The sequence below is a fragment of the Rhizobium sp. R635 genome (genome assembly GCF_002211285.1).
Lineage (GTDB): Bacteria > Pseudomonadota > Alphaproteobacteria > Rhizobiales > Rhizobiaceae > Rhizobium.
The window spans coordinates 24,890-47,451 of record NZ_LOKX01000032.1 but is presented as its reverse complement, the minus strand read 5'-3'; the positions used below and the strand labels follow the sequence as shown (position 1 = coordinate 47,451).

The 22,562-nt window shown below is 63.7% G+C and carries 19 protein-coding genes; 11 read left to right on the top strand and 8 right to left on the bottom strand.

Features of this window, described 5'->3' with window-relative positions:
- The first annotated feature begins 27 nt into the window (after positions 1 to 27).
- The 4 genes from ATY78_RS19805 (at position 28) to ATY78_RS19790 (ending at position 3,966) form a co-directional block, all read left to right on the top strand.
- Complete coding sequence (locus tag ATY78_RS19805; RefSeq protein WP_088684012.1) at positions 28 to 858, top strand: iron-siderophore ABC transporter substrate-binding protein; 831 nt, start codon at positions 28 to 30, stop codon at positions 856 to 858.
- Positions 858 to 2,822, top strand: coding sequence for a Fe(3+)-hydroxamate ABC transporter permease FhuB (fhuB, locus tag ATY78_RS19800; protein ID WP_088684011.1), 1,965 nt, complete (start codon positions 858 to 860; stop codon positions 2,820 to 2,822). Before ATY78_RS19805 ends, fhuB begins: the two co-directional genes overlap by 1 nt.
- A gap of 213 nt (positions 2,823 to 3,035) precedes the next feature.
- A complete protein-coding gene (locus ATY78_RS19795; RefSeq protein WP_141105656.1) occupies positions 3,036 to 3,311 on the top strand; it encodes a hypothetical protein in 276 nt (91 codons plus the stop codon).
- A gap of 124 nt (positions 3,312 to 3,435) precedes the next feature.
- The gene (locus ATY78_RS19790; RefSeq protein WP_088684009.1) at positions 3,436 to 3,966 is read left to right on the top strand and encodes a hypothetical protein; all 531 of its coding nucleotides are present in this window, start codon (positions 3,436 to 3,438) and stop codon (positions 3,964 to 3,966) included.
- A 26-nt stretch (positions 3,967 to 3,992) separates the two neighbouring features.
- Here the strand turns inward: ATY78_RS19790 and ATY78_RS19785 are convergent, their stop codons facing one another.
- Positions 3,993 to 4,994: an AraC family transcriptional regulator gene (locus tag ATY78_RS19785; RefSeq protein ID WP_088684008.1), complete on the bottom strand. Its 1,002-nt coding sequence runs from the start codon at positions 4,992 to 4,994 to the stop codon at positions 3,993 to 3,995.
- A gap of 237 nt (positions 4,995 to 5,231) precedes the next feature.
- On the opposite strand from ATY78_RS19785, the gene ATY78_RS19780 reads away from it, so the two are divergent.
- Positions 5,232 to 7,118 carry a HAMP domain-containing methyl-accepting chemotaxis protein gene (locus tag ATY78_RS19780; protein ID WP_088684007.1) on the top strand — a complete coding sequence of 629 codons (1,887 nt, stop codon included), beginning with the start codon at positions 5,232 to 5,234 and terminating at the stop codon, positions 7,116 to 7,118.
- Positions 7,119 to 7,267: 149 nt separating this feature from the next.
- Here the strand turns inward: ATY78_RS19780 and fhuF are convergent, their stop codons facing one another.
- Together fhuF and ATY78_RS19770 are read right to left on the bottom strand one after the other, a co-directional pair.
- Complete coding sequence (fhuF, locus tag ATY78_RS19775; RefSeq protein ID WP_088684006.1) at positions 7,268 to 8,053, bottom strand: siderophore-iron reductase FhuF; 786 nt, start codon at positions 8,051 to 8,053, stop codon at positions 7,268 to 7,270.
- A gap of 2 nt (positions 8,054 to 8,055) precedes the next feature.
- On the bottom strand, positions 8,056 to 10,227 hold the full coding sequence (locus ATY78_RS19770) for a TonB-dependent siderophore receptor (RefSeq protein WP_088684005.1): 2,172 nt from the start codon (positions 10,225 to 10,227) through the stop codon (positions 8,056 to 8,058).
- A 356-nt stretch (positions 10,228 to 10,583) separates the two neighbouring features.
- Here ATY78_RS19770 and otnK point away from each other — a divergent pair, with 356 nt between their 5' ends.
- The 6 genes from otnK to ATY78_RS19740 all read left to right on the top strand — a co-directional run bounded on the left by otnK (position 10,584) and on the right by ATY78_RS19740 (position 16,925).
- Positions 10,584 to 11,852, top strand: coding sequence for a 3-oxo-tetronate kinase (otnK, locus tag ATY78_RS19765; protein ID WP_088684004.1), 1,269 nt, complete (start codon positions 10,584 to 10,586; stop codon positions 11,850 to 11,852).
- Positions 11,849 to 12,499 (top strand): aldolase, encoded by a 651-nt coding sequence (locus ATY78_RS19760; RefSeq protein WP_088684003.1) that lies wholly within the window; start codon positions 11,849 to 11,851, stop codon positions 12,497 to 12,499. The genes otnK and ATY78_RS19760 overlap by 4 nt, the downstream gene beginning before the upstream one ends.
- Positions 12,496 to 13,254: a TIM barrel protein gene (locus ATY78_RS19755; protein WP_088684002.1), complete on the top strand. Its 759-nt coding sequence runs from the start codon at positions 12,496 to 12,498 to the stop codon at positions 13,252 to 13,254. The genes ATY78_RS19760 and ATY78_RS19755 overlap by 4 nt, the downstream gene beginning before the upstream one ends.
- Positions 13,255 to 13,295: 41 nt before the next feature.
- Complete coding sequence (locus ATY78_RS19750; RefSeq protein WP_088684001.1) at positions 13,296 to 14,231, top strand: NAD(P)-dependent oxidoreductase; 936 nt, start codon at positions 13,296 to 13,298, stop codon at positions 14,229 to 14,231.
- A 160-nt stretch (positions 14,232 to 14,391) separates the two neighbouring features.
- Positions 14,392 to 15,282: a LysR family transcriptional regulator gene (locus tag ATY78_RS19745; RefSeq protein WP_088684000.1), complete on the top strand. Its 891-nt coding sequence runs from the start codon at positions 14,392 to 14,394 to the stop codon at positions 15,280 to 15,282.
- A 59-nt stretch (positions 15,283 to 15,341) separates the two neighbouring features.
- Positions 15,342 to 16,925: a Na+/H+ antiporter gene (locus ATY78_RS19740; RefSeq protein ID WP_088683999.1), complete on the top strand. Its 1,584-nt coding sequence runs from the start codon at positions 15,342 to 15,344 to the stop codon at positions 16,923 to 16,925.
- A 17-nt stretch (positions 16,926 to 16,942) separates the two neighbouring features.
- Here ATY78_RS19740 and ATY78_RS19735 read toward each other — a convergent pair whose 3' ends face one another.
- Genes ATY78_RS19735 through paoA form a run of 5 tightly spaced genes read right to left on the bottom strand, consistent with a single transcriptional unit; the run spans position 16,943 to position 22,271 of the window.
- The gene (locus tag ATY78_RS19735; RefSeq protein ID WP_088683998.1) at positions 16,943 to 17,572 is read right to left on the bottom strand and encodes a nucleotidyltransferase family protein; all 630 of its coding nucleotides are present in this window, start codon (positions 17,570 to 17,572) and stop codon (positions 16,943 to 16,945) included.
- A complete protein-coding gene (locus ATY78_RS19730) occupies positions 17,565 to 18,500 on the bottom strand; it encodes an XdhC family protein (RefSeq protein WP_088683997.1) in 936 nt (311 codons plus the stop codon). The genes ATY78_RS19735 and ATY78_RS19730 overlap by 8 nt, the downstream gene beginning before the upstream one ends.
- A complete protein-coding gene (gene paoC, locus ATY78_RS19725; RefSeq protein WP_088683996.1) occupies positions 18,490 to 20,685 on the bottom strand; it encodes an aldehyde oxidoreductase molybdenum-binding subunit PaoC in 2,196 nt (731 codons plus the stop codon). Before paoC ends, ATY78_RS19730 begins: the two co-directional genes overlap by 11 nt.
- Positions 20,686 to 20,691: 6 nt before the next feature.
- Positions 20,692 to 21,642 carry a xanthine dehydrogenase family protein subunit M gene (locus tag ATY78_RS19720; protein ID WP_088683995.1) on the bottom strand — a complete coding sequence of 317 codons (951 nt, stop codon included), beginning with the start codon at positions 21,640 to 21,642 and terminating at the stop codon, positions 20,692 to 20,694.
- Positions 21,639 to 22,271, bottom strand: a complete 633-nt coding sequence (gene paoA, locus ATY78_RS19715) for an aldehyde dehydrogenase iron-sulfur subunit PaoA (RefSeq protein WP_088683994.1) — start codon at positions 22,269 to 22,271, stop codon at positions 21,639 to 21,641. Before paoA ends, ATY78_RS19720 begins: the two co-directional genes overlap by 4 nt.
- Positions 22,272 to 22,562 lie beyond the last annotated feature (291 nt).

The window sequence follows — 22,562 nt, the reverse complement described above, 5'->3', positions numbered from 1 at the left end:
CGGGACTTTCTTCTGGGCGCGCTGGCAATGACCAGCACACCTTTCGTCGCGCGCGCCCGCGATGGTGCGGTCGTCTCGCTCGATTACGGACTGGCATCGACGATGCTGGCGCTCGGCAGCGTGCCGCGTGCGATCGCCGCGCTGCGGAACTGGCCGGAATGGGTTGTCGAGCCGTCTATGCCGCCTGATGTCGTCGATGTCGGCACCACGTCGGAGATCAATCTCGAAGTTCTCACCAGCCTCCGGCCGTCGCTGATCCTCAGCACGCCGTTCCTGGCGGCGCTGGATGAAAAGCTGTCCCGCATCGCACCCGTGGAGACCTTCACCGTCTATGCCGAGAACGGCGATGCGCTCGACCGCTCCTATGCCGAAACGCTGCGTCTCGGCGCCATGCTCGGGCGACAGCGGGAAGCGGAGGCGTTTCTGTCCCGCGCCGATGCGACGTTCGGCCAGTTGCGCGAGCGGGTGAAAAGCCTGTCCGCGCCGCCTGTCGCCGTCATCAATTTCATCGACCAGAGGCATGCGCGCATCTATGGCGGCCCCGGGCTTTACGGCGGCGCCATGAGACGCATCGGCCTGGAGAATGCCTGGAAGGGCGAGGCGAGCTATTGGGGATTTCAGACGATCGGCCTGGAGCAGCTCGCCGAACTCGGCGAAGAAGCCCACCTCGTCGTCGTGTCGCCGCTGCTTCCGCCCGATGTCCTGACCCGGCTTTCCGAAAGCCCGCTCTGGACCAGCCTTCCCTTCGTCCGGCGGCAGCGGATCTCGGTCGTTCCAGGCGTCCTGATGTTTGGAATGGTCCAGGAGGCGCTGCGCTTTTCGACCCTGATGGTCGATGTTCTGGAGACTGCCGCCTGATGAACGCGCAATTTTCCCACTTCGGCGCGCCGGCACTTGCGGCGCTGCTGCTGTTTTCAGGCCTCAGCCTGGCCGCTCTCGATCTCCTGCCGGCGCTGCCGCATCTGGAGACGACGGGCGGTTACGACGCCCAGCACCTGCTGCTTCTCTATTCCACGCTGCCGCGCATGGCGACGGCGCTGATCACGGGAGCCGCGCTCGCGCTGTCGGGAACGATCCTGCAGCAGGTGCTGCGCAATCCGCTGGCCTCGCCGACGACGCTCGGCGTCTCGGCCGGCGCCAATCTGGCGCTGGTTTCCGCCATGCTCGCCGTCCCCTCATTGGCGGGATGGGGCCGAGACGCGGTCGCGCTCGGCGGAAGTGCCGCTGCCGCTTTCGCCATCTTTTCGATCAGCGCCCGGCACGGCTTTTCGCCCTTTTCCCTCATCCTGTCGGGCATGATCATCGGCCTCTGGTGCGGCGCGGCGGCGGCGATCCTCATTCTGATGAACGATCAATATCTCTCCGGCATCTTCATCTGGGGCGCCGGCTCGCTCTCGCAGCAAAGCTGGGCGATCCCGCTGTCGCTGCTGCCGAAGGTGGCGCTGCTTGCCGCCCTTGCCCTTCTCGCCACGCGGCCGCTGGCGCTGAGCCAGCTCGGCGATGCCGGCGCAACCAGCCTCGGCCTGCGGATCAAATGGGCGCGGGGCTTCGTCCTGGCGATCGCGATTGCGCTGAGCGCCCTCGTCACCAGCGCCGTCGGCGTCATCGGCTTCATCGGGCTGGTCGCCCCGCAGATCGTCCGGCTGGCCGGCGCCAGGCGCATCCTCAGTCAATTGGTCTGGTCGCCCGTTGCCGGCGCCGGCCTTCTCCTCCTGACGGACGAGACCATCAAGCTTCTTGCTCCCGGAGATTTCGTGCCGACGGGCGCGGTGACGGCACTGCTCGGCGGGCCGATCCTGATAGCGCTTCTGCCGCGCCTCGCCACCGCCTCGCGCGCGCTGCCTGCCATGACCTCGCCACGGCTTGCGCCCGGCCGTAAAACGGCACCGCTTGCCCTGCTGCTCGCCTCGGTCGTTGCACTAGCGATCGCCGCGATCTTCTTCGGCCGCGCGCCCGACGGCGCCTGGGGCTGGCTGCCGGCCGCCTCATGGGACGAGATCCTCCCGCTTCGCCTGCCGCGCGTCGCCGCGGCGTTCGGCGCCGGAACCGTGCTCGGCGTGACCGGCCTCATTCTGCAGCGGCTGACCGGAAACGAAATGGCAAGCCCCGAAGTGCTCGGCGTATCGGCCGGGGCGACCCTCGGCGTCGCGGCCGCCCTCTTCGCCTTTTCAGCGCCGGGGCTCACCGTCCAGCTTGCCTTTGCCGGCGGCGGAGCGCTTGCCGTGCTTATGCTGATCTTCCTCTTGAGCGCCCGTTCCGGCTTCGGCCCGAACCGCGTGCTGCTCGCCGGCATCGCCTTCGGCGCGATGCTCGATGCCGGGATCGGCGTCCTTGCCGCGAGCGGCGATCCCCGCGGCCTCGCGCTCATCCGCTGGATGGCCGGCTCGACTTATTTCGTCGACAATGCGGTTGCCGCAAGCGCCCTCTCGATCGCGCTTGTCTGCCTCATCGCTGCCTTTCTCGCCAGCCGATGGCTTGCGCTGCTGCAGCTCGGCCCGGAGGCGGCGAGCGAACTCGGCCTCAGGATCGTCCCCACGCGCGCGGTCCTGTTCGGGCTCTCGGCGATCATGACGGCAGCCGCGACACTTGTCGTCGGCCCCTTGAGCTTCATCGGCCTGATGGCGCCGCACCTCGCCCACGGCCTCGGCCTTCGCCGCCCCTCCACCCAGCTCCTCGCCGCCGCCCTCATCGGCGCGACCCTGCTCGTCATCGCCGACTGGGCCGGCCGCATGGCCGCCTTCCCCTATCAGGTGCCCGCCGGCTTGATCTCCGCCCTTGTGGGAGCGCCGATGCTGCTGATCGTTCTGCGCCGGCGGGCGTGAGGGCGCGGCAGTTCGCAGAGAATCGCGTCCCGACACTCTTCAAGTGCGCAAATCAGTATCCGATCTGCGAAGCTATCTCCTCGCGCCGCTTGTTCTTCATCCACCGTAAAGGATAGCTCCACCAATGCAGAGGCAGGCCCTGCACGAGGCATGGCCATCCGGATGATCAGGCGAGCTTGCCGATCATCTGCCACCAATTTCATAGGGAGCCCCATGAGCAACATAATCACGTTCCCCGGGAAGCAAGCAGATCCTTCAGGCGATGCAAAGGAACCGAGTTCGCCGGCAGAGCAGCTGGAAGAAGCCCGTACGAATATCGCAGCGGTGATGGATCAACTGGTTGCCATGTTTGCGAAGCTGACGCGGCTCGCCAATGCCGCGCGAACAGAATCCGATACGGCACCCGCCTCGGCCAAGGAGAGCCAATGCACGAACCAACAGGGTGAGGTGCTAGACGGCCATCAGACCAAGCCGTTGATCGTCACGTAGCTCGCGCCTGCCAATCCGGCGTGAAAAATGGAAACCAATTGGCTGTGTGGTTTTGAGAGATGCTGACCCGGTACGATCTCAAGCCGCAGTCCGGCTATCGTGGGCTTCAAGGGAGTTCGGCCCGGTGAACGACCAGGACACGAGCGGCAATATGCTTGAACTGTTGGAAGCTGAAGAGCCGAGGGCGGACGGAGAAGCCGGCCGATTCCGCCTGGAACTCGTTGCTGCGGCTAGCGCTGCTGCCCAGGGAGATTTCTCGGGGCGAATACGGCAGAACTTTCAAGACCCGGAGTTCAATCGAAGTGCCGAAACTTTCAACGAACTGCTCACCGTCCTGCAGGAAAGCTATTCCGAGATCAGCCGGGTCGTCTCGGCGCTCGCGGACGGCGATCTTGCCGTGCGCATAGAAAAACGAAGTTGCGGGCGGTTCGAGCAGATTCACAGGAACTTCGACCTGACTTTAGCGACGCTGCGTAAAGTGCTTGGCGAAAGCGGATCCGTGCGTTTTGCCGAGGTGGCGAGCAATTTCGCCCGGATGACTGCGGAATTCACGACACAAGGGAGTGGCCCAGACATCAAGATTGCGACCGAAGAATCGAAACCACTGGCATCGCCTGCGCGGGCGCTGTGGGACAGGCTTTTTCGCGCCTTCTGAATCCGGCCGCGCCTATGCCACGCCTCCTATCTTAAGGCTCGGGAGCGCAGGCGCGTTTCGGATGGTTTTTCTCCGTAGGCAGAGGCATAGACGGCCGAGAAGCGCCCGAAGTGGAAGAAACCCCACTTCAGACAGACAGATTTGACGCTCTCATCATTTGCAGGATCGAGAAGATCTCGCCGGACTGCCTGTAGCCGCAACGCCTGCAGATAGCCTGCCGGACTCGTGTATTTGAACATACGGAAGCCGATTTCGAGAGCTCGGGTGGAGACCCCGACGAATTCGGCGACGAGCGCCATGGTAATCGGCTGATCGATATTCTCATGCATGAATTCGATTGCCCGGCGGACATGGCGCGGTGCGATCATATGCACTTTCTTGCCGAGAAACGGCGTTAGACGATGCGGCACCTGGCGAACCACGAGATCAGCCATGGTCTGGGTGAGATTCGCCATCGCAATGGGAGACCTCATCAAGAGACCGGCCCCACTCATACCGTCGATGATCGTCTCGGCGAGCCCTTTTATCGTCGCGCCGGCCGCGGTCGTCCCGTCCAATTCGAACAGAAATTCCAGGGACCCATCCAACGGTCTTTCGAAAATTTGCGCCACGGTTTGGCGAATGATGGACCAGTCGATCAACAGCTCGTCTATCAGACTATTCTGACCATACATCGCCACCTCGCCGGCTTCGTAATTGGTGTAGAGAAGAAGCCTGTTCGAGCAAGCCTGACCGCAACGGGAGCTGCGGGTGATGCCCATGCCACCATTGCGTGGGACGATGACGCACAAGTATTGAGCCGTTTCCGAAATCGGCTCCACCCGAAAGGTGAATTGGTCCTGGTGTGAGCCTCGCACCAGTATCGTCCTGTCGCTCACCGCAAGATCGATCCCCCAGCTGAATTCGCGGCTGCGTCGCGCCGGCTCGGCGGTAAATGTCCCGAATGCGCCGCCGAGGGTTTCGATCATGTTATCAAACGAAGAACCGCCATATTGAAAGGTGAACGGCAAACCTTGATCATCCGCCATCAATTCCTCCCTGACCGGCCAACTCTCCCAAAGCCGCCGCGAACTGAATACAACATGTTCTGCCTGGCTAATACAGCATAGGCTCGCCGCAGCTATCCTCAACGCGCACGCCTATCCACATCCCGAATGCGGAAGAAGCGACAAAAACGAGGAAGCCGCATGATTAATAAAAATTTACGGATCCCGATGCTCCCGTTCTCGCACGAGGCCTCTCGGCAAGACTAAGGAGCAGACATCATGCGAATGACCCTCAAATTTACTTTGTTCGGACTTTTTGGAACACTGGTCGCCATTTCGCTCGGGCAAGGTATTCTGGGGTTGCGATCCCTTTCCACGATCAAGACTGCCAGCCAGTCGATCGCCTTCGATACGGTCCCCTCCATGTTGACGCTCAACCAGCTCAACGTCGACCACGGCGATATGCGCGTTGCACATCTCGGTTATGTCCTCGCGCGCGACGCAACGCGCCAGGAGATTCTTTCCGGCTTGAACGATACGGCCGAGCAGATCGGCAAAGACCTGCAGGACTACCAATCTGCCATCACGACCGATGCCGAGCGGGCCATCTATCAGGACTTCGTAAGCGCAGACACGGCCTACCAGCAGGTATGGCAGCGAGCCAAGGCGCTCGCGGACAACGGCAAGCCTGACGATGCGACGATGCTGCTGCTCGGCGAGGGCAAAACGAACTACGACGCAGCCGGTGACCTGATCCAGAAGGACGTCAACTTGAACGTAGCCGACAACAGCAGCAACCTGACGACGGCCAATGCCGCGGTAGAGTTCAGCGTCACGGCGGCCGTCGTTGCGCTCGCTGTCGCATTCGCAGCCGGCGTGGCTGCGATCGTCCTCAGCCATATGCGCGTTATCGCGCCGCTAACTCGGATGTCCGCCTATATGAACTCATTGCGGAACGGGGACACGACGCGCGAAGTACCCGGACGCGAGCGTAGCGACGAGATCGGCGAAATGGCTGCTGCGGTAGAAAAGTTCCGCCAGGCGCTCATCGCGAACAGCCAGCTGCAGGCCGAAACGGAGCAGGCGCGGGCCCAAGCCGAACAGGATCGCGTAGCTGCTCAGCAACAGGCCGAAGCCGAGGCGGCCGAACGGCTTCGCGTGGCGACGTCAGGCCTGGCGGTAGGACTGAAGCGCCTCGCATCCGGGGATCTGGCATTCCAGCTGGACGACGCTTTTGCAGCCGATTTCGAAGCTCTGCGTCACGACTTCAACAGTTCGGTTCAACAACTGGCCGCTACTCTCTCGGCAATCTCCACGGCCACAGTGACCATCGACGGCGGCACGCGCGAAATCAGCCAGGGAGCCAACGATCTTTCGACGCGAACGGAGCAGCAGGCTGCTTCTCTCGAGCAAACGGCCGCGGCACTCGACGAGATCACCACGAATGTCGTCAATTCGTCGAACCGTGCCGAGGAAGCAAGAGCGGTGGCGAACCAGGCGAATACCAGTGCGCTGCGCTCCGGAGAGGTTGTCGCAAGGGCAGTCAACGCCATGAGCCGGATCGAAGAGTCATCGAACCAGATCTCCAACATCATCGGCGTGATCGATGAAATCGCCTTCCAGACAAATCTCCTGGCACTGAATGCCGGAGTGGAAGCCGCACGGGCGGGCGAGGCAGGCAAAGGCTTCGCCGTCGTGGCGCAGGAAGTACGGGAGCTTGCCCAGAGATCGGCGACGGCCGCGAAGGAAATCAAAGCACTGATCCGAACCTCCAACGCCGAGGTCAGCGACGGCGTCAAACTGGTCAGCGAGACCGGCGAAGTTCTGAAGACGATCGAAATAGATGTGGCCACGATCAACGATCACATCGAGGCGATCGCAACCTCCGCAAGGGAACAATCCGTAGGCCTCAGCGAAGTCAACGTCGCCATCAACCAGATGGATCAGGTCACTCAGAAGAACGCCGCGATGGTTGAAGAAACGACCGCTGCCAGTGCCTCCCTGGCGAACGAGGCCAAGACGCTCAGCCGGTTGGTCGAGCGCTTCAAATTGAGCAGCGATCAGCGGCATGATCTGCGAACCGGGCCAGCCGTACCGCCCGCTTCGGCCGTGCAGACGCGCGGCAACAGAGTTGTTGCCGCCTTCGGCAGCGGGTACGCGGCATAGGCGGCGGCCGACAGGCTCCGTCCACGCAGAGCGCCGGGCGTCATCCCCGCCTGAAACGTCAGTGCACTGGGAGCATTTCCTCCGTTCTCGAAACGGAGGAAATGCTCTCTCTTTTTTTGAATTCTTCCGCGAGACCCTGCCGAAGCGCGCTAATGCCGCCCGTCCGGCAGCGGGCAGGCTTCGCCGCAGCCGCCGACGCCGGGCAGGTTGTAGCGCAGGCAGCAGACCTTGCGGCGGGCGAATTCGAGGCCGCATTGCTGGCGTGCCATGCGGATCATGCCGAACATCGGGTTGCGGCCGCCGCCCGGCCATTGCGCGTCATCGAGCAGCGCCAGGCCGCCTTCGACGAGGGCGAGCTCATGGCGATGGGCGATCTCTTTCAGAATCCAGGAGAGATAGGCCGCGACATTGTTCCAGAGGAGCTTCGGCGCGACGCCGGCATTGGCGGCGATCGCCGCGATGACGGGCTCGGCATGGCCGAGCATCAGCCGGTGAAGCTCGCCGGCCGGATCGGTAGTCGGCTCAGGACTGGCGGACATCACGAATGCTTCCGGCTCGCCTGTCTGTTCGTTGCAGACGAGTGAGAGCCGGTCGATCTCCATCGGCAGCGCGATGCGGTTCACGAACATATGGACGGTCGGCGCGATCGTCAGCATGCTGAAATAATAGAGCGTCCACATGGAGACGATTGCGCGGCGGTCGCTGCCCGGAAACTTCTGGCCATAGCGGGCGATGATCCCGTCAAAGACGTCGCGGTCGCCGAGATCCCGGCAGGAAACGACCAGGCCCGTCTGCGAGGGAGAACTGAGCAGCTTGCCGCGGCAATAAGCGAACGGGCCGTCGCCCACCAGGCCGTCGAGATCGACGGCCTGGTGGGCGATGGAATGATCAGCGATCGAAGGACGCTCTGACGGCCCGTTCATCTCCACCGCCATGCCTACCACCGATACTTCAAGGTGCCGGTCATGTTGCGGCCCTGGCCGAGATAGCAGAAGCCCTCTTCGCACACTGTTTCGCGCTCATCGGCAATATTGCGGATGGCGAAGGCTGCCGTCAGGCCCTCGTATTTCTTGCCGACCGCGCCGAAATCATAGGAGGCCGATGCATCGACATAGAAAGTCGCAGGATTTTTCGAGGTGTTGGCGACATCCGTCCAGGTCTCGCCGATGTAGCGCACGCCGGCGCCAACCGACAGACCGTTGAAGGGATTGCTTTCCTGGAAGGTATAGTTCGCCCACAGGCTCGCAATATGGGTCGGGGTCACGGCAGGAGTATTTCCGACGTTGTTACCCCCGGTCACTTCGGAGTCGTTGTAGGTGTAGGCCGCAATGATATCGAGACCGTCGGCGATTGCCGCGCGGGCTTCGAGTTCGATACCCTTTCCAGTCACTTCGCCCTGGGAGTCGTAGGCAAAGGTCAGTGGGTCGGCGAGCCTCGGCTTATTCTGCTCGACGATGTGATAGGCGACGGCCGAGAGCAGGATATCGGAGCCGGGAGGCTGGTACTTCACGCCGACTTCGTATTGCTCGCCCTTGGTCGGCGGAAGAATTGTGTTGGTTGCCGATCGGTTGGTGACCGGATCGAAGGAGGTCGCGTAGGAAACGAACGGCGCGATGCCGTTGTCGAAGAGGTAAAGCGCGCCTGCCTGTACGGAGAAGGCATTCTTGTCGACATCCTCCGAGCTGACCGAGGGCAAGGTCGAATCTCGCGTCTGGTCCACCCAGGTCTGCCGACCGCCGAAGTTGAAGCGCCAGTTTCCGACCTCGACCTGGTCCATGGCGTAGATGCCGACCTGCCGCATATCGGCATCGGAAGCCAGGAAATTATAGTCCGGCGTTGAGCCCGAGACTCCGTAAGTCGGATTGGCGATATCGAAGTCGAATGCCGGATCGGCGGCTCCGAAGCCATAGCCAAAGCTCGACTTGAGATTGGTGTAGTCGAGCCCGAACAGCATCGTATGCGCAAGCGGACCAGTATCGAACTTCGCTTCGAGCTGGTTGTCGACCTGGAAGACGTTCATTTCGTCCCGGATCGCATTCGTGCCGCGATGCGCGACGGTCCCGGTCCAGCCGGTAACGCCGAGGTAGCGAGCCCTGAGATCGAGATGCGAATAACGCAGGTTCTGCCGGAAGGTAAGGCCGTTGTCGAATTCATGCTCGAACTGGTAGCCAACCTGCTGCTGCTTGACCTTCTGGTAGTCATAGTCGGGGTCGCTCTGCCTGATAGCGAGAATCCTGCCGTCCACGGTCGTGATCGCGCCGACATTGGCGTCGGTTTCGTCGGACTGCGCCAGACCGTATACCGTGAAGGTCGTGCCCTCGTCAGGCTTCCAGGTAAAGGACGGCGCCAGGAAATAGCGGTCGTCGGCAATATCGAAATTGGTGTCGCCGCGGCGGGCGAGGCCGACGATGCGATAGAGGAAATCGTCGTTGCCTTCGCTGATCGGTCCGCCGAAATCGAACATCCCCTGCACCCGGTCCTTGGTGCCGTAGGTAATGCCGACTTCACGGATCGACTCTTCGGTCGGAAGCTTCGAGATCTTGTTGACGAGACCGCCCGGCGATCCCGAGCCGTAGAGAACCGATACCGGCCCCTTGATCACCTCGACGCGCTGCAGCTGATAGGGATCGGTGCGGAACGTGCCGTAATTGATATAGGGCTGGCGCAATCCGTCACGATAGTCGCCGACCGTCGTGGCGTTGTAGCCGCGAATATAGATCTGGTCGAAACGCGGATCGAAGCCGCTCGTTCCTGTCGTCACGCCGGCCGTGTAACGCACCGCCTCGATGACCGACTGCGCGCCGCGCTGCTCGATTTCCTTCTCGGTGGTGACGGAGATCGAACGCGGCGTCTCGACGAGCGGCGTGCTGATCTTGGTCGCACCGGCGCTGTTCTTGGCAGTCACCGACGTCCGGTCGGTCTTGCTATCAGAGGCTGCACCCTGGATGACGATCGGTTCCAGCGTCGTCGCGGTGTCACCTGTGGAAGCGCTCTGGGCGGCGGCCGGCGATGCTGCAATACCGATCAGGACGATCGCGGTCGTGGCAAATAGGGTATCTCTATAAATTCGCGATACATTATTAGAAACATTCAAAAAAACATGCGCCATTGCTTGGTCCCCAGTCTCGGATGCGGGCGGAACCTATGGAGCGATGCAAGCTGTGTCAATATAATATGATTGTTTTTATCATCTTTTAAGAGATAAAAATCCGGGATGTGGCGCTCCCGAAGAGGTTGCACGGAAATCCTGGTCATCAAGGTTTGCCGAGGTCGCCGCCGGCATCGCCCGGGAATGCCGAAAGAGGCTGCCGTCAACCCAGTCGTCAAAGGCGATTGTGCCGCACATCAGGCCATCGACATTCGATCCGGCAAACTCCGAATTGTGCGAGATGTGGGCTTGAAAACTGCCGGATATGGGTGATTGATCTGGGCGACGGGTCGCAATCATCGGAGCGGGTGGAGTCCATGACGACATATTTTGGCGCGATAGCAGATGATTTCACCGGCGCGACCGATCTCGCCGGCCTGCTGGCGCGATCCGGCGTGCGGGTGTCTTTGAGGATCGGCGTGCCGCAGGAGCCGCCTGCCGACACCGCGCCGCTGGAAATCATCGCGCTGAAATGCCGGACCGCGCCGGTCGGCGAAGCGGTGGCCGAAACGCAGACCGCGCTCGATTGGCTTCGCAAGGCCGGCGCCGAGCGGTTTTTCTGGAAATACTGCTCGACGTTCGATTCGACGCCGCAGGGCAATATCGGCCCGGTCGCCGAAGCCCTGATGAAGGCTCTCGGAACCAAGCAGACGATCTATTGCCCGGCCTTTCCCGAAAACGGCCGCTCCATCTTCATGGGCAATCTCTTCGTCGGCGAACAGCCGCTTGCCGAAAGCCCGATGAAGGATCATCCGCTGACACCGATGCGCGATTCGAACCTCCTCCGCCTGCTGGCGCCGCAGGTGACGTCGCCCGTCGGGCTTGCCAACCGGCATAGCGTGGCGAAGGGAGCGGCGGCGCTGCGCGACAGGCTTGCGCTGCTGCGAAGCGAGGGCGTTGCCCACGTCGTCGTCGATGCCGTGGCGAATGACGATCTCTTCCTGATCGCAGAGGCCTGCCATGACATGACGCTGCTGACCGGCGGCAGCGCCATCGCCATGCCGCTGCCGGAGATCTGGCTGAAACAGGGTCTGCTCGCGCGCCACGAGACCGGCCGCGATCACCGCTTCGAGAATGGGCCGGCCATCGTTCTCTCCGGCAGTTGCTCGGCCATGACGAACCGCCAGGTCACGGCCTTTCTGTCGGAGCCGCGGCCAAGCCTGAAACTGGACCCGCTGGAACTCGCCGAGAATGGACATGAGGCGGCCCTCGACTGGCTCTTGCGCCAAGATCTCGCCACCACGCCAATCATCTACGCCACCGCGGCACCGGACGCCGTGCGCGCAGCGCAGGAGAAACTCGGCACCGAACGCGCCGGTGCACTCGTCGAAGAGACCCTCGCCGCCTGCGCCGCCAAGGCAAGGGATCTTGGCGTCAGGCGTTTCGTCATCGCCGGCGGCGAGACGTCGGGTGCCGTGACCAAGAGCCTCGGCATATCGAGGCTCGATGTCGGGGCCGAAATCGCGCCCGGCGTGCCCTGGTGTTTTGCCCGCACCGGAAATCACGATGTCGCCATCACCCTGAAATCGGGAAATTTCGGCAGCGAAGACTTTTTCGCTAAGGCCCTTACGGTGCTCGACACATGACAGAAGAATCCCGCCTGCGCGAACTCATCTGCACCCTGGCGAAATCGCTGTTCGACCGCGGCCTTACCCATGGCTCGACCGGCAATATTTCGGCGCGCACGCCGGATGGCGGGCTGCTCGTCTCGCCGACCGGCTCCAGCTTCGGCCGGCTCGATCCTTCCCGCCTCAGCCGCTTCGACGCCGAGGGCCGGCACCTGAGCGGCGACCAGCCGACCAAGGAAATGCCGCTGCACACCGCCTTCTACGATACGCGCAGCCAGGCGGGCGCGGTCGTCCATCTGCATTCCTGCCATGCCGTGGCGTGGTCGCTGATGCCCGATGTCGATGAGGACGACTTTCTGCCGCCGCTGACGCCCTATGCCGTCATGCAGCTTGGCCGGGTGAAGCTCCTGCCCTTCTTCCGGCCGGGCGATCCGGCCATGGGCGACGCCGTGCGGGGGCTTGCCGGAAAGCGCTCCGCGGTGATGCTCGCCAATCACGGTCCCGTCGTCGCCGGCAAGGATGTGGAAGCGGCCTGCAACGCGATCGAGGAGCTGGAAGCCAATGCGCGGCTTGCGGTGCTGACCTGCGGCTGCCGCCCGCGTCTTTTGAACAAGGGGCAGGTTGCCGATATCGTGACGCATTTCAATGTGGAGTGGGAAGCATGAAGTTTTCCGCAAATCTCGGCTTCCTCTGGAACGATCGCCCCCTTCCCGACGCCATTCGCGCGGCCAAAGCCGCCGGTTTCGATGCGGTGGAATGCCACTGGCCCTATGGCGTGCCCGTTTCGGAAACGAAGGCGGCGCTCGAGGAAACCGGTCTTTCGATGCTCGGCCTCAACACCAGCCGCGGCAATGTCGCGATCGGGGAAAACGGTCTTTCCGCGCTGCCGGGGCGGGAAGCCGATGCGCGGGCGGCCATCGATGAAGCGCTTGCCTATGCCGCTGGGATCTCCGCATCGGCCGTTCATGTCATGGCCGGCAATTCCAGCGGGCCGCGCGCCCGGCGCGCATTCTGCGAAAATCTCGGCTACGCCTGCGATGCCGCCGGGGATGGCGTCACCATCCTCATCGAGCCGCTCAACCCTTACAATGCGCCGGGCTATTTCCTGAACGGCGCGGAGCAGGCGGCCGACATCATCCGCGAGGTCGGCAGGCCCAATCTGCGCCTGATGTTCGACTTCTATCATATCCAGATCATCGAGGGCGACGTGACCCGCCGCTTCGAGACGCTGCTGCCGCTGATCGGCCATGTCCAGATCGCGTCGGTGCCGGACCGGGGAACGCCTGACCACGGCGAGCTCGATTACGGCTATGTGCTGTCGCGCGTCGCCGAACTCGGCTGGCGGCAGCCGATCGGCGCGGAATATCTGCCGCGCGATGTCGCCAACCCCGACATGTCGTGGCTTGCCCGCCATCGATAAGGCATCGGATCATCAACGCCGCGTGAGCGAAAGGAACGAGCATGGGTGACAAACCGGTTATCGGCTTCATCGGCCTGGGTTTCATGGGCCACGGCATGGCAAAGAATATCCGCAAGGCGGGCTACGAATTGTGGGTGCGCGGCCGCAGCAACCGCAAACCCGTGGAAAGCCTGCTGTCGATGGGCGCGAAGGAGGCCGCAAGCCCGAGCGACATGGCGGCAAGGTGCGACATCATTTTCATCTGCCTGTCGACCTCGGCGCAGGTGGAAGCCGTGATCGGCGCGGATGACGGCATTCTCGCCGGCGCCAGGCCTGGCCTCATCGTGGTGGACACCTCGACCTCGGATCCCGGCTCGACCGCAAAACTCGCAGCCGAACTCGCCTCCAGGGGAATGCATATGGTCGATGCGCCGCTCGGGCGCACCCCGAAGGAGGCGGAGGAAGGAACGCTCGATGCCATGGTCGGATGCGACGACGCGCTGTTCGAGCGCGTGCGGCCGGTGATCGACTGCTGGGCGGGCCGCATCACCCGGACGGGGCCCGTCGGCAGCGGCCACAAGATGAAGCTCCTGATGAATTTCATCGGCATGAGCTACGGCGCGCTGTATTCCGAAGCGGTGACGCTCGGCGCCAAAGTCGGCATCTCGCCTCAGATGATCCGGGAGGTGATCGGCCCGAGCCGCCTCGGAAACGGCTTCTTCGAAACTTTCATGCGCTATGTCGTCGAGCACGATCGCGACGCCCATAAATTCGCCATCGCCAATGCCGCGAAGGACCTGCGCTACATCAACAACATGGCCGCCGACGCGCAGGTGATGTCCGTCATGGCCTCGGCCGCCCGGCATTATTACACGCATGCGGAAGCAACCGGCCATGGCGACGATTACGTGCCGATGCTGAGCGACCATGTCGCGGCGCTGAACGGCATCGTCATGGAAGACGAAGTGCGGAAGGGTGCTGCAAAGGACGCACCCTGAGGTCATCCGCCGCAACCGGGCGACATCCTTCCTTGCTGATTGCGACGGTCGAGCCTTCGCGAATGTTTGATTGCGCCGTTACCGCAGGCCGCAATCAAATGCTGTCCCAGCCATCACTCGGACGTTATAACGAGCGCAATCATATGAAGAGGATTCATGAATGCCTCGTGAGAACATCAATGACCTTATGGCTTTCGTGGCCGTGGCACGCGAGCGGAGCTTCACGAGGGCTGCGGCCAAATCGGGCGTCTCGCAGTCCGCGCTCAGCCACACCATCCGCCAGCTGGAGGCAAGGCTCGGCGTGCGGCTGCTGACCCGCACCACGCGCGCGGTATCGCCTACCGAAGCCGGCGAACGGCTGCTCGAGGGCATCGCTCCGCATTTCGACGAGATCGAAATGCAGATCGATGCGCTGAGCGCGCTTCGCGACAAGCCGGCCGGGACCATCCGCATCGCCGCCTCCGACTATGCGATCAGGCATTTCTTATGGCCAAAGCTTAGAAAATTTCTTCCCGCCTATCCGGACGTGAAGGTCGAGCTTGCGCTCGACAACGGCCTGACCGACATCGTCACGGAGCGTTACGATGCCGGCGTGCGGATGGGCGAGCACCTGGCGAAGGATATGATCTCGGCGCGCATCGGCCCCGACTTCTGTCTCGCCGTCGTCGGCGCGCCGTCCTATTTAGCCAACCATCCGGAACCGCTGCATCCCCAGGACCTCGTCGACCACCGCTGCATCAATTTCCGCCTGCCGACATCGGGCGCATTCTACGTCTGGGAGTTCGAGGAAGACGGCAGAGAACTCAGGATCCGGGTGGATGGCCAGGTGGGCTTCAACAATATCTTCGACGTGCTGGATGCAGCGCTCGACGGCTTCGGTCTCGCCTATATTCCCGAGGATATCATCCTGCCTTATGTGGAAGACGGCCGCCTCATGCGCCTGTTGCGGAAATATTCGCCGCACTGGGACGGCTTCCATCTCTACTATCCGAGCCGGCGCCAGTCCTCACCCGCATTTCTCGCGGTGCTCGACGCTTTGCGCCACCGCTGACGGTTTCGGCAAAAGGCGTTCTGTAGTAGGACCGTCTTAACACCGTCCGGGGGAGGCGCATGGACCCGACACACTTGTTCGAGCTTGTCATCGGCATGTTCGTCGCGATCATCGCGCTGCATTACGCCGCCCACAGGCTTCAGCTGCCGCCGTCCGTGGCGCTGCTTGCCGGCGGCGCGCTGCTCGCCTTCGTGCCGGGGCTGCCGACCATCGAGGTCGACCCTGCGCTGGTGCTGGTGATCTTCCTGCCGCCGCTGCTGATGGATGGCGCCTGGTCCATCGCGCTGAGGCGCCTGCGCCGCCACATGATCGGCATCGCCTCGCTTGCCATCGGCGCGGTCTTCTTCACCTGTGTCGTCGTCGCCGTGGTGACCCATCTTCTCTTCCCGTCGCTCCCATGGGCCGCCTGCGCCGCGCTCGGGGCGATCGTCTCGCCGCCGGACGCGATCTCCGCCCGCGCCGTGCTGGAGCGGGTGAGGCTGCCGCGGCGCCTGCAGATCCTGCTCGAAGGCGAAAGCCTGCTCAATGATGCGAGCGGCCTGGTGCTCTTCCGTTTCGCCGTGGCCGCCGGCGTCACCGGCGCCTTCAGCGCCGGCGAAGCGGCGACGAGCTTTTTCGTGCTGTCGGTCGGCGGCGCGCTCGTCGGCATTGCCGTCGGCGCGACATGGGTTCTGCTCGTGCGCCGCCTCGGCGACGAGTACCTGATGATCGCCGCCACAGTCCTGCTCTCCTGGACATCCTATCTGCTCGGCGAATTCATCCACGTCTCCGGCGTCATCGCCACGGTGACGGCGGGCCTGATCGCAGGCTGGCACCAGCACACCGTTCTTTCCGCCGCAACGCGCATGCGAGGCACATCCTTCTGGACAGTCCTCGTTTTCCTCATGGAAGCCGCCGTCTTCATCCTGATCGGCCTTTCGCTTAGAGGCGTCGTCGAACGCGGCGGCGGTTTCGAAGTGGTGATCGCCACCATGGGATGGCCGATGCTCGCGATCCTGCTTGCGCTGACCTTCGCGCGCTTCGCCTGGGTCTTCGGTTCCGATCTCCTGATCGGGTTCTGCAATGCGCTGGGCTTTCGTCGCCACACGCCGCTCGGCCTGCGTGGTTCCGCCGTGCTCGGCTGGGCCGGCGTGCGCGGCGTGGTCACGCTGGCACTGGCGCTCAGCGTGCCGGCGGGTTTCCCCGGCCGCGATTTCATCCTCGTCACCTCCTTTGCCGTCATCCTCGGAACCGTTCTCCTGCAAGGCACGACATTGGGATATGTGATCGGCTGGGCGAGACTGAGCGAACCGGAATCGGAAAAGGCGCGCCTGACCATGAGCCAGGCGGAAGCCGCCATGGCCCAGGCGCAGTTCGTGACCGTGCAAAGCCGGGCCTATGACGGCGACGGCAAACTGATCCACCCGCAATTGCTGGAGAGGTATCAGCGCCGGGCCGTGTCGATCGTCGACTATGCCGCCCGCACGGAGCATTACACGCCCGTGCTCCAGGCCCATTTCGACCTGATCCTCGAAGCCGTCGCCACCGGGCGCCGCGAACTCATCCGGCTCCACCGCGCCGGCGACATCGACGACGAGACGCTGGACGAGCTGGAACGGGATCTCGATCTCGAAGAGCTGAGCGCGATCTCCGCGAAATCGTAACGGCGCCCTGCGAGTTTTCAGCCGCGCAAGACCCCGCCCGCCGCTTCGACGGCATCCGGCGTGTCGACATCGACGAGGGCGCCGTCGCCGATCTCGACATCGACGACGGTCAGGCCCGAATTCCGGATCAGTCCGCGCGCGCCCTTGTCCCCCGTCAGGCTTTTCAAACGAGCGTAAAGCGCACGGGGGAAAATCACCGGATTGCCCGGCTTGCCCCGCGCGGCGGCGCGAATGATGGCTTGGCCTGCGCAACGGCGAAACGCGGCAATGAGGGCGCGGAGATCGGCTGCGGTCAATGCCGGCATGTCGGCGAGCATGATCATGATCCCATCCGGCCGATCGGCCTCGGCCGTGGCAATACCGAGCGCGAGCGAGCCGGCCATGCCGGAGGAAAACGCTGCATTCTGGGCGATCCTGACCGGCAGCTCCGCGATAACAGCCTGAAGTTCGGCATGCCGGTATCCGGTGACCACGATGACCGACAAGCTCTCGCAATCGCCCGCCGTGATCGCCGACCGGCGAATGAGCGGCACGCCGTCGAATTCGGCAAGCAGCTTGTGGGCGCCGCTCATGCCCATCCGGCTTGATCGTCCTGCCGCGAGGATGACGATGGCGACGGAAACTCCTTGCTCTAGCAGGTCATCCATAGGTCGCCAGCCGGCAGGCCGCGACATCGGCGAGGATCGACAGGGCCAGCGACGTCGAATCCCGTGTCGGGCCGAATATGCCGATCGGGGCCTTGATGCGGCTGAGATCATCGCTGCCGAAGCCGCGCTCCCTCAGGCGCTCGACACGTCGCCGCTGCGTCCTCGTGCTTCCCAGCGCGCCGACATAAAAGGCGGGCGAACCGAGAGCCGCTTCGAGGACCGGCGCCTCCTGGTCGAGATCGTGATGCAGGAAGACGATCGCCGTAAAGGCATCGGCGTCCTCGACGATGGATCGCCCGGCCGCGCGAACGAAGACCTCGAAATCCGATGCTGCGCCAAGACGGGCAACAACGCTGGCCTCCACCGTTTGTCCCGAGATGACGAGGCGGGTGCGCGGGCGGTAGATCGTCAGGAAATCATCGGCCTGCCAGCATGCCCGCTCGGGAGCGTCGACGAGCCGAAGCGACTGTCGCTCCGGGTTGTAACGCAGCCCCGCCGGCTGGCGGTTCCGGAGACGATCGAGCGCCTGCTCGATCGCGGTCCCTTCCCGCAGGAGATGGATGGCGACGCTGATGCCGCCGCCGCACGGCAGCACGATATCGAAGAAGGGAGAGCCGTCGCCGAACATGACCGTCCGGTCGCGGCCCTCCGCCATGGCAAGCAGCGCTTCCGAGGCGACCGCTGCCTCGACGCAGCCGCCGGAGACATAGCCGCAGTAACGGCCATCGGCCGCCACCGCCACGTGCGATCCGAGCGCGCGCGCCGCTCCGCCTCGGATCTCGACCAGGGTCGCGAGCGCCACATCGACGCCCTCTCTGAGGCAGGCGGCGGCGAAGCCGAGAATCTCGGCCGGGTCGTCCGTCGCAAGCGCCCGGACGGGCCCGGGAATGAAGGCCGGCGTCGAGACGTCGATTGCGCTATGCGACATCGGGCAGACCGCCGATCAGCTTGTCGAGCGTGATCGGATAATGGCGGACCCGGATGCCCGTCGCATTGTAGATGGCGTTGGCGATCGCGGCGGAGACGCCGCAGAGCCCGAGCTCGCCGACGCCCTTCGCCTTCATCGGCGAAGACATCGGGTCCGTCTCATCGAGGAAGATCACTTCCTGATGCGGAATGTCGGCATGCACGGGAACCTCATAGCCGGCAAGATCATGGTTGACGAAGAAGCCGCGGCGGGTATCGACTGCGAGTTCCTCCGACAGGGCGCCGCCGGCCCCCATGGTCATGGCGCCGATCACCTGGCTGCGTGCCGTGATCGGGTTGAGGATCCGTCCCGCGGCACAGACGGCCAGCATTCTGCGTATCCGGCTCTCACCCGTGGCGACATCGACGCCGACCTCGACGAAATGCGCTCCGAAGGTCGACTGCTGGTGCGTCTCGGAGAGATTGCCCCACTGGATCGTATCCTCGCCGACGAGACCATCGGCGCCCGCGGCCTCGGCAAGCGGCACCGACCTATCGCCGGACCTGACTTCGCCATTCTCGAAGATGATGTCCTCGGAGTTGAAGCCGAGCTTCCGGGCGACCGCCTCGCGCAGCTTGACGCAGGCGGCATAGACGCCCGCCGTGGAACAATTGGCCCCAAACTGGCCGCCGGAGCCGGCGGAGACCGGAAAGCGGGAATCGCCGAGGTGAACGCCGACCTTGTCGACCGTGACGCCCATCATCTCGGCCGCTGTCTGCGCGATGATGGTATAGCTGCCCGTGCCGATGTCGGTCATATCAGTTTCGACGGTGACGACGCCTTCCCGGTCGAGGCGGACACGGGCGCCCGAGGGAAGCAGCAGATTGTTGCGGAAGGCAGCCGCGACACCGACGCCGATCAGCCAATTGCCCTCGCGGCGCGAACCGGGCTTGCCGCGGCCGCTCCATCCGAAGCGTTCCGCGCCGAGCTTCAGGCAGCCGACGAAATTGCGATGAGAGAAGGGACGCTCCGGCTTTTCCGGATCGACCTGCGTATCGTTGACGATCCTGAACTCGACGGGATCGAGCCCGAGCTTCTCCGCCATCTCGTCCATGGCGATCTCCAGCGCCATGAGGCCGGGGGCTTCGCCCGGAGCCCGCATGGCGTTGCCTTCGGGAAGATCGAGCGTCGCAAGCCGCATTGCCGTCATGCGGTTGGCGCCGGCATAAAGCAGCCGGGTCTGGTTCACGGCCGTTTCCGGCTGGCCTCCGGGCTGGTCTCCCGACCAGCTCTCATGGGCGATCGCCGTGATCTTGCCGTCGCGCCCGGCGCCGATGCGAATGCGCTGGATCGTCGCCGGCCGGTGCGTCGTATTGTTCATGACGAACGGCCTCGGCAGCGCGACCTTGACCGGTCGCTTCGCAGCCTTGGCGCCGAAGGCGGCGAGCACCGCGTCGGCCCGCAGGAACAGTTTGCCGCCGAAGCCGCCGCCTATGAAGGGCGACATCAGATGGATCTTTTCCTTGTCGATGTCGAGCGTCGCCGCGAGGTCCGAGCGCCACCAGTCGATCATCTGGCTCGATGCCCATATCGTCAGCTCGTCGCCGTCCCAGGCCGCGATGGAAGCATGCGGCTCCATCATCGCATGCGACTGGTCCGGCGTCGTATAGGACAGGTCGACGGTGACGGGCGCAGCCTTGAAGGCGGCGTCGAAATCGCCGGCTGATGTATCGGGATCGCCGGATTCGGGCTTGACCGCCGAAGCCATCGCCGCCCTCAGATCGAAGGCGCCCTTCTCCTCGATGTAATCGACGTTGACGAGCGCGGCTGCGGCGCGCGCCTGCTCAAAGGTTTCCGCGACGACGACGGCGACTGCCTGGTGATAGTGCTGGATTTCCTCGCCGCCGAAGAGCTTGGCGGTGTTGAACCTGCCCTTCTTCCGCTCGCCGACCTCGGGCGCCGTCACGACGGCGAGAACGCCGGGCGCTTTCCTAGCGGCGGAGACATCGATCGACTTGATGCGGCCCTTGGCGATGGCCGCCCCCACCGGATATCCGTAGGCGTAAGGCATGTTCGGGTCATGCCACTCATAGGCATATTTGGCCTGGCCCGTGGTCTTCAACTGGCCGTCGATGCGGTGAACCGGCTGGCCGACGACCTTGAGACGGTCGATCGGATTGGTCGTTGCTGGCGTATCGAACTGCATGGCTTCTCATCCCTTGGCTTCGGCGATGACCGCGCCGAGCGTGCGCTCGACGAGATCGACCTTGAATCGGTTCTGCTCGGTCGGTCGGGCATCCGCGAGAAGGGCGGCGGCCGCCGCTTTTGCTCCCCCGGAAAGCGCGGCATCCGCCGCTTCGACCCGCCATGGCTTGTGGGCGATGCCGCCGACCGCCACGCGGCCGGTGCCGTCGGGCTGGATGACCGCGCCGACGGAGACGAGCGCGAAGGCGTAGGAGGCGCGGTCGCGGACCTTCCGGTAGATCTGCCGGCCGCCGATCGGCGGAGGCAGCAGAACCGCGGTAATGAGCTCGCCGCGTTCGAGCACGGTTTCGATATGGGGCGTGTCGCCCGGCAGCCGGTGAAACTCGGCGATCGGAATGGACCGGCGGCTGCCATCGGGCTTGGCCGTCTCGACGACGGCGTCGAGCGCCCGCATGGCGATCGCCATGTCGCTCGGATGGGTGGCGATGCAGGCCTCGCTCGTGCCGACGACGGCATGCTGGCGGCTGAAGCCGCCGATCGCCGAGCAGCCGCTGCCCGGCTGCCGCTTGTTGCACGGCTGGTTGGTGTCATAGAAGTAGGGACAGCGCGTCCGCTGCAGAAGGTTGCCGGCCGTGGTCGCCCTGTTGCGCAGCTGGCCCGAGGCCCCCGCGACGAGCGCGCGAGAAAGAAGCCCGTAGTCGCGCCGGACGGTTTCGTGGGCGGCAAGGTCGGTGTTGCGGACCAGCGCGCCGATGCGCAATCCGCCTTCCCCAGTGGCCTCGATCCTGTCGACGCCGAGACCGTTGACGTCGATCAGATGCGTCGGTGTTTCGATCTCCAGCTTCATGAGATCGAGAAGATTGGTGCCGCCGGCGATGAACTTGGCGTTCGGATTGGTCGCAGCGGATTTGGCGGCGGCTTCTATCGTCGTCGCGCGTTCGTAGGTGAAGGCTCTCATGCTCTCGTCCCCGCGACTTCGACGATGGCGTCGAGGATGTTCGAGTAGGCGCCGCAGCGACAGATGTTGCCGCTCATGCGCTCGCGGATTTCGGCGGGGGTCACCTGCGCGGGGGCCGTGAGATCGCCAGTGACGTGGCTCGGGATGTTCGCCTTGATCTCCTCGAGCACCGCCACGGAGGAACAGATCTGCCCCGGCGTGCAATAGCCGCACTGGAAGCCGTCATGTTTAACGAAGGCAGCCTGCATGGGGTGGAGGTCGCCGGGCTGGCCCAGCCCCTCGATCGTCGTCACCTGGTCGCCGTCATGCATCACGGCGAGCGTCAGGCAGGAATTGATCCTGCGCCCGTCCACCATGACCGTGCATGCGCCGCATTGGCCGTGGTCGCACCCCTTCTTGGTCCCCGTGAGGTGAAGATGCTCCCGCAAGGCGTCGAGCAGCGTGGTTCGATTGTCGATTTCGATGGCGTGGCTTTTGCCGTTGACGGTGAGCGATAGTTTGGAGGTCAGAGCCATCTCTTCTCCAGCGGTTTGCGCCGCTGCTGCGGTCGCGGCCCCAGTGACCGCGACCGCCGCGGCCGACGAGATAAGCAAGTCCCGGCGGGAGATTTCAAGTTGATCGGTATGCATGTCAGCTCCACTTCGTCTTGGGAGGCGCCCGTTCGGCGCTTGTGCGGGTTCGGTGGCAGCTGGGAAGGTAGGCCGGCGAGGACAGAAGATTAGATGAGGATTTCCGCATGCCGTTATCGAAGCAGCTCATGAATGAGGCAGCACCGACACCCGAACCTCGTGTTCGTAGGCGGCCAGGGAGGTGAGACAATTTGCCTACCCAGTTACAACCTAAAGCAACCAAGCATCCAATTGACTCTCCGAAATCGCAGATGTAGTTCTGTCTGAATTTTTAAAATGCAAGTAGTATAT

What these genes read in the sequence shown, in the direction of transcription:
- ATY78_RS19805 (WP_088684012.1), top strand. Translation starts at nt 28, where the DNA reads ATGACCAGCACACCTTTCGTCGCGCGCGCCCGCGATGGTGCGGTCGTC.
- fhuB (WP_088684011.1), top strand. Translation starts at nt 858, where the DNA reads ATGAACGCGCAATTTTCCCACTTCGGCGCGCCGGCACTTGCGGCGCTG.
- ATY78_RS19795 (WP_141105656.1), top strand. Translation starts at nt 3,036, where the DNA reads ATGAGCAACATAATCACGTTCCCCGGGAAGCAAGCAGATCCTTCAGGC.
- ATY78_RS19785 (WP_088684008.1), bottom strand. Translation starts at nt 4,994, where the DNA reads ATGGCGGATGATCAAGGTTTGCCGTTCACCTTTCAATATGGCGGTTCT.
- ATY78_RS19780 (WP_088684007.1), top strand. Translation starts at nt 5,232, where the DNA reads ATGCGAATGACCCTCAAATTTACTTTGTTCGGACTTTTTGGAACACTG.
- fhuF (WP_088684006.1), bottom strand. Translation starts at nt 8,053, where the DNA reads ATGGCGGTGGAGATGAACGGGCCGTCAGAGCGTCCTTCGATCGCTGAT.
- ATY78_RS19770 (WP_088684005.1), bottom strand. Translation starts at nt 10,227, where the DNA reads ATGGCGCATGTTTTTTTGAATGTTTCTAATAATGTATCGCGAATTTAT.
- otnK (WP_088684004.1), top strand. Translation starts at nt 10,584, where the DNA reads ATGACGACATATTTTGGCGCGATAGCAGATGATTTCACCGGCGCGACC.
- ATY78_RS19760 (WP_088684003.1), top strand. Translation starts at nt 11,849, where the DNA reads ATGACAGAAGAATCCCGCCTGCGCGAACTCATCTGCACCCTGGCGAAA.
- ATY78_RS19755 (WP_088684002.1), top strand. Translation starts at nt 12,496, where the DNA reads ATGAAGTTTTCCGCAAATCTCGGCTTCCTCTGGAACGATCGCCCCCTT.
- ATY78_RS19750 (WP_088684001.1), top strand. Translation starts at nt 13,296, where the DNA reads ATGGGTGACAAACCGGTTATCGGCTTCATCGGCCTGGGTTTCATGGGC.
- ATY78_RS19745 (WP_088684000.1), top strand. Translation starts at nt 14,392, where the DNA reads ATGCCTCGTGAGAACATCAATGACCTTATGGCTTTCGTGGCCGTGGCA.
- ATY78_RS19740 (WP_088683999.1), top strand. Translation starts at nt 15,342, where the DNA reads ATGGACCCGACACACTTGTTCGAGCTTGTCATCGGCATGTTCGTCGCG.
- ATY78_RS19735 (WP_088683998.1), bottom strand. Translation starts at nt 17,572, where the DNA reads ATGGATGACCTGCTAGAGCAAGGAGTTTCCGTCGCCATCGTCATCCTC.
- ATY78_RS19730 (WP_088683997.1), bottom strand. Translation starts at nt 18,500, where the DNA reads ATGTCGCATAGCGCAATCGACGTCTCGACGCCGGCCTTCATTCCCGGG.
- paoC (WP_088683996.1), bottom strand. Translation starts at nt 20,685, where the DNA reads ATGCAGTTCGATACGCCAGCAACGACCAATCCGATCGACCGTCTCAAG.
- ATY78_RS19720 (WP_088683995.1), bottom strand. Translation starts at nt 21,642, where the DNA reads ATGAGAGCCTTCACCTACGAACGCGCGACGACGATAGAAGCCGCCGCC.
- paoA (WP_088683994.1), bottom strand. Translation starts at nt 22,271, where the DNA reads ATGCATACCGATCAACTTGAAATCTCCCGCCGGGACTTGCTTATCTCG.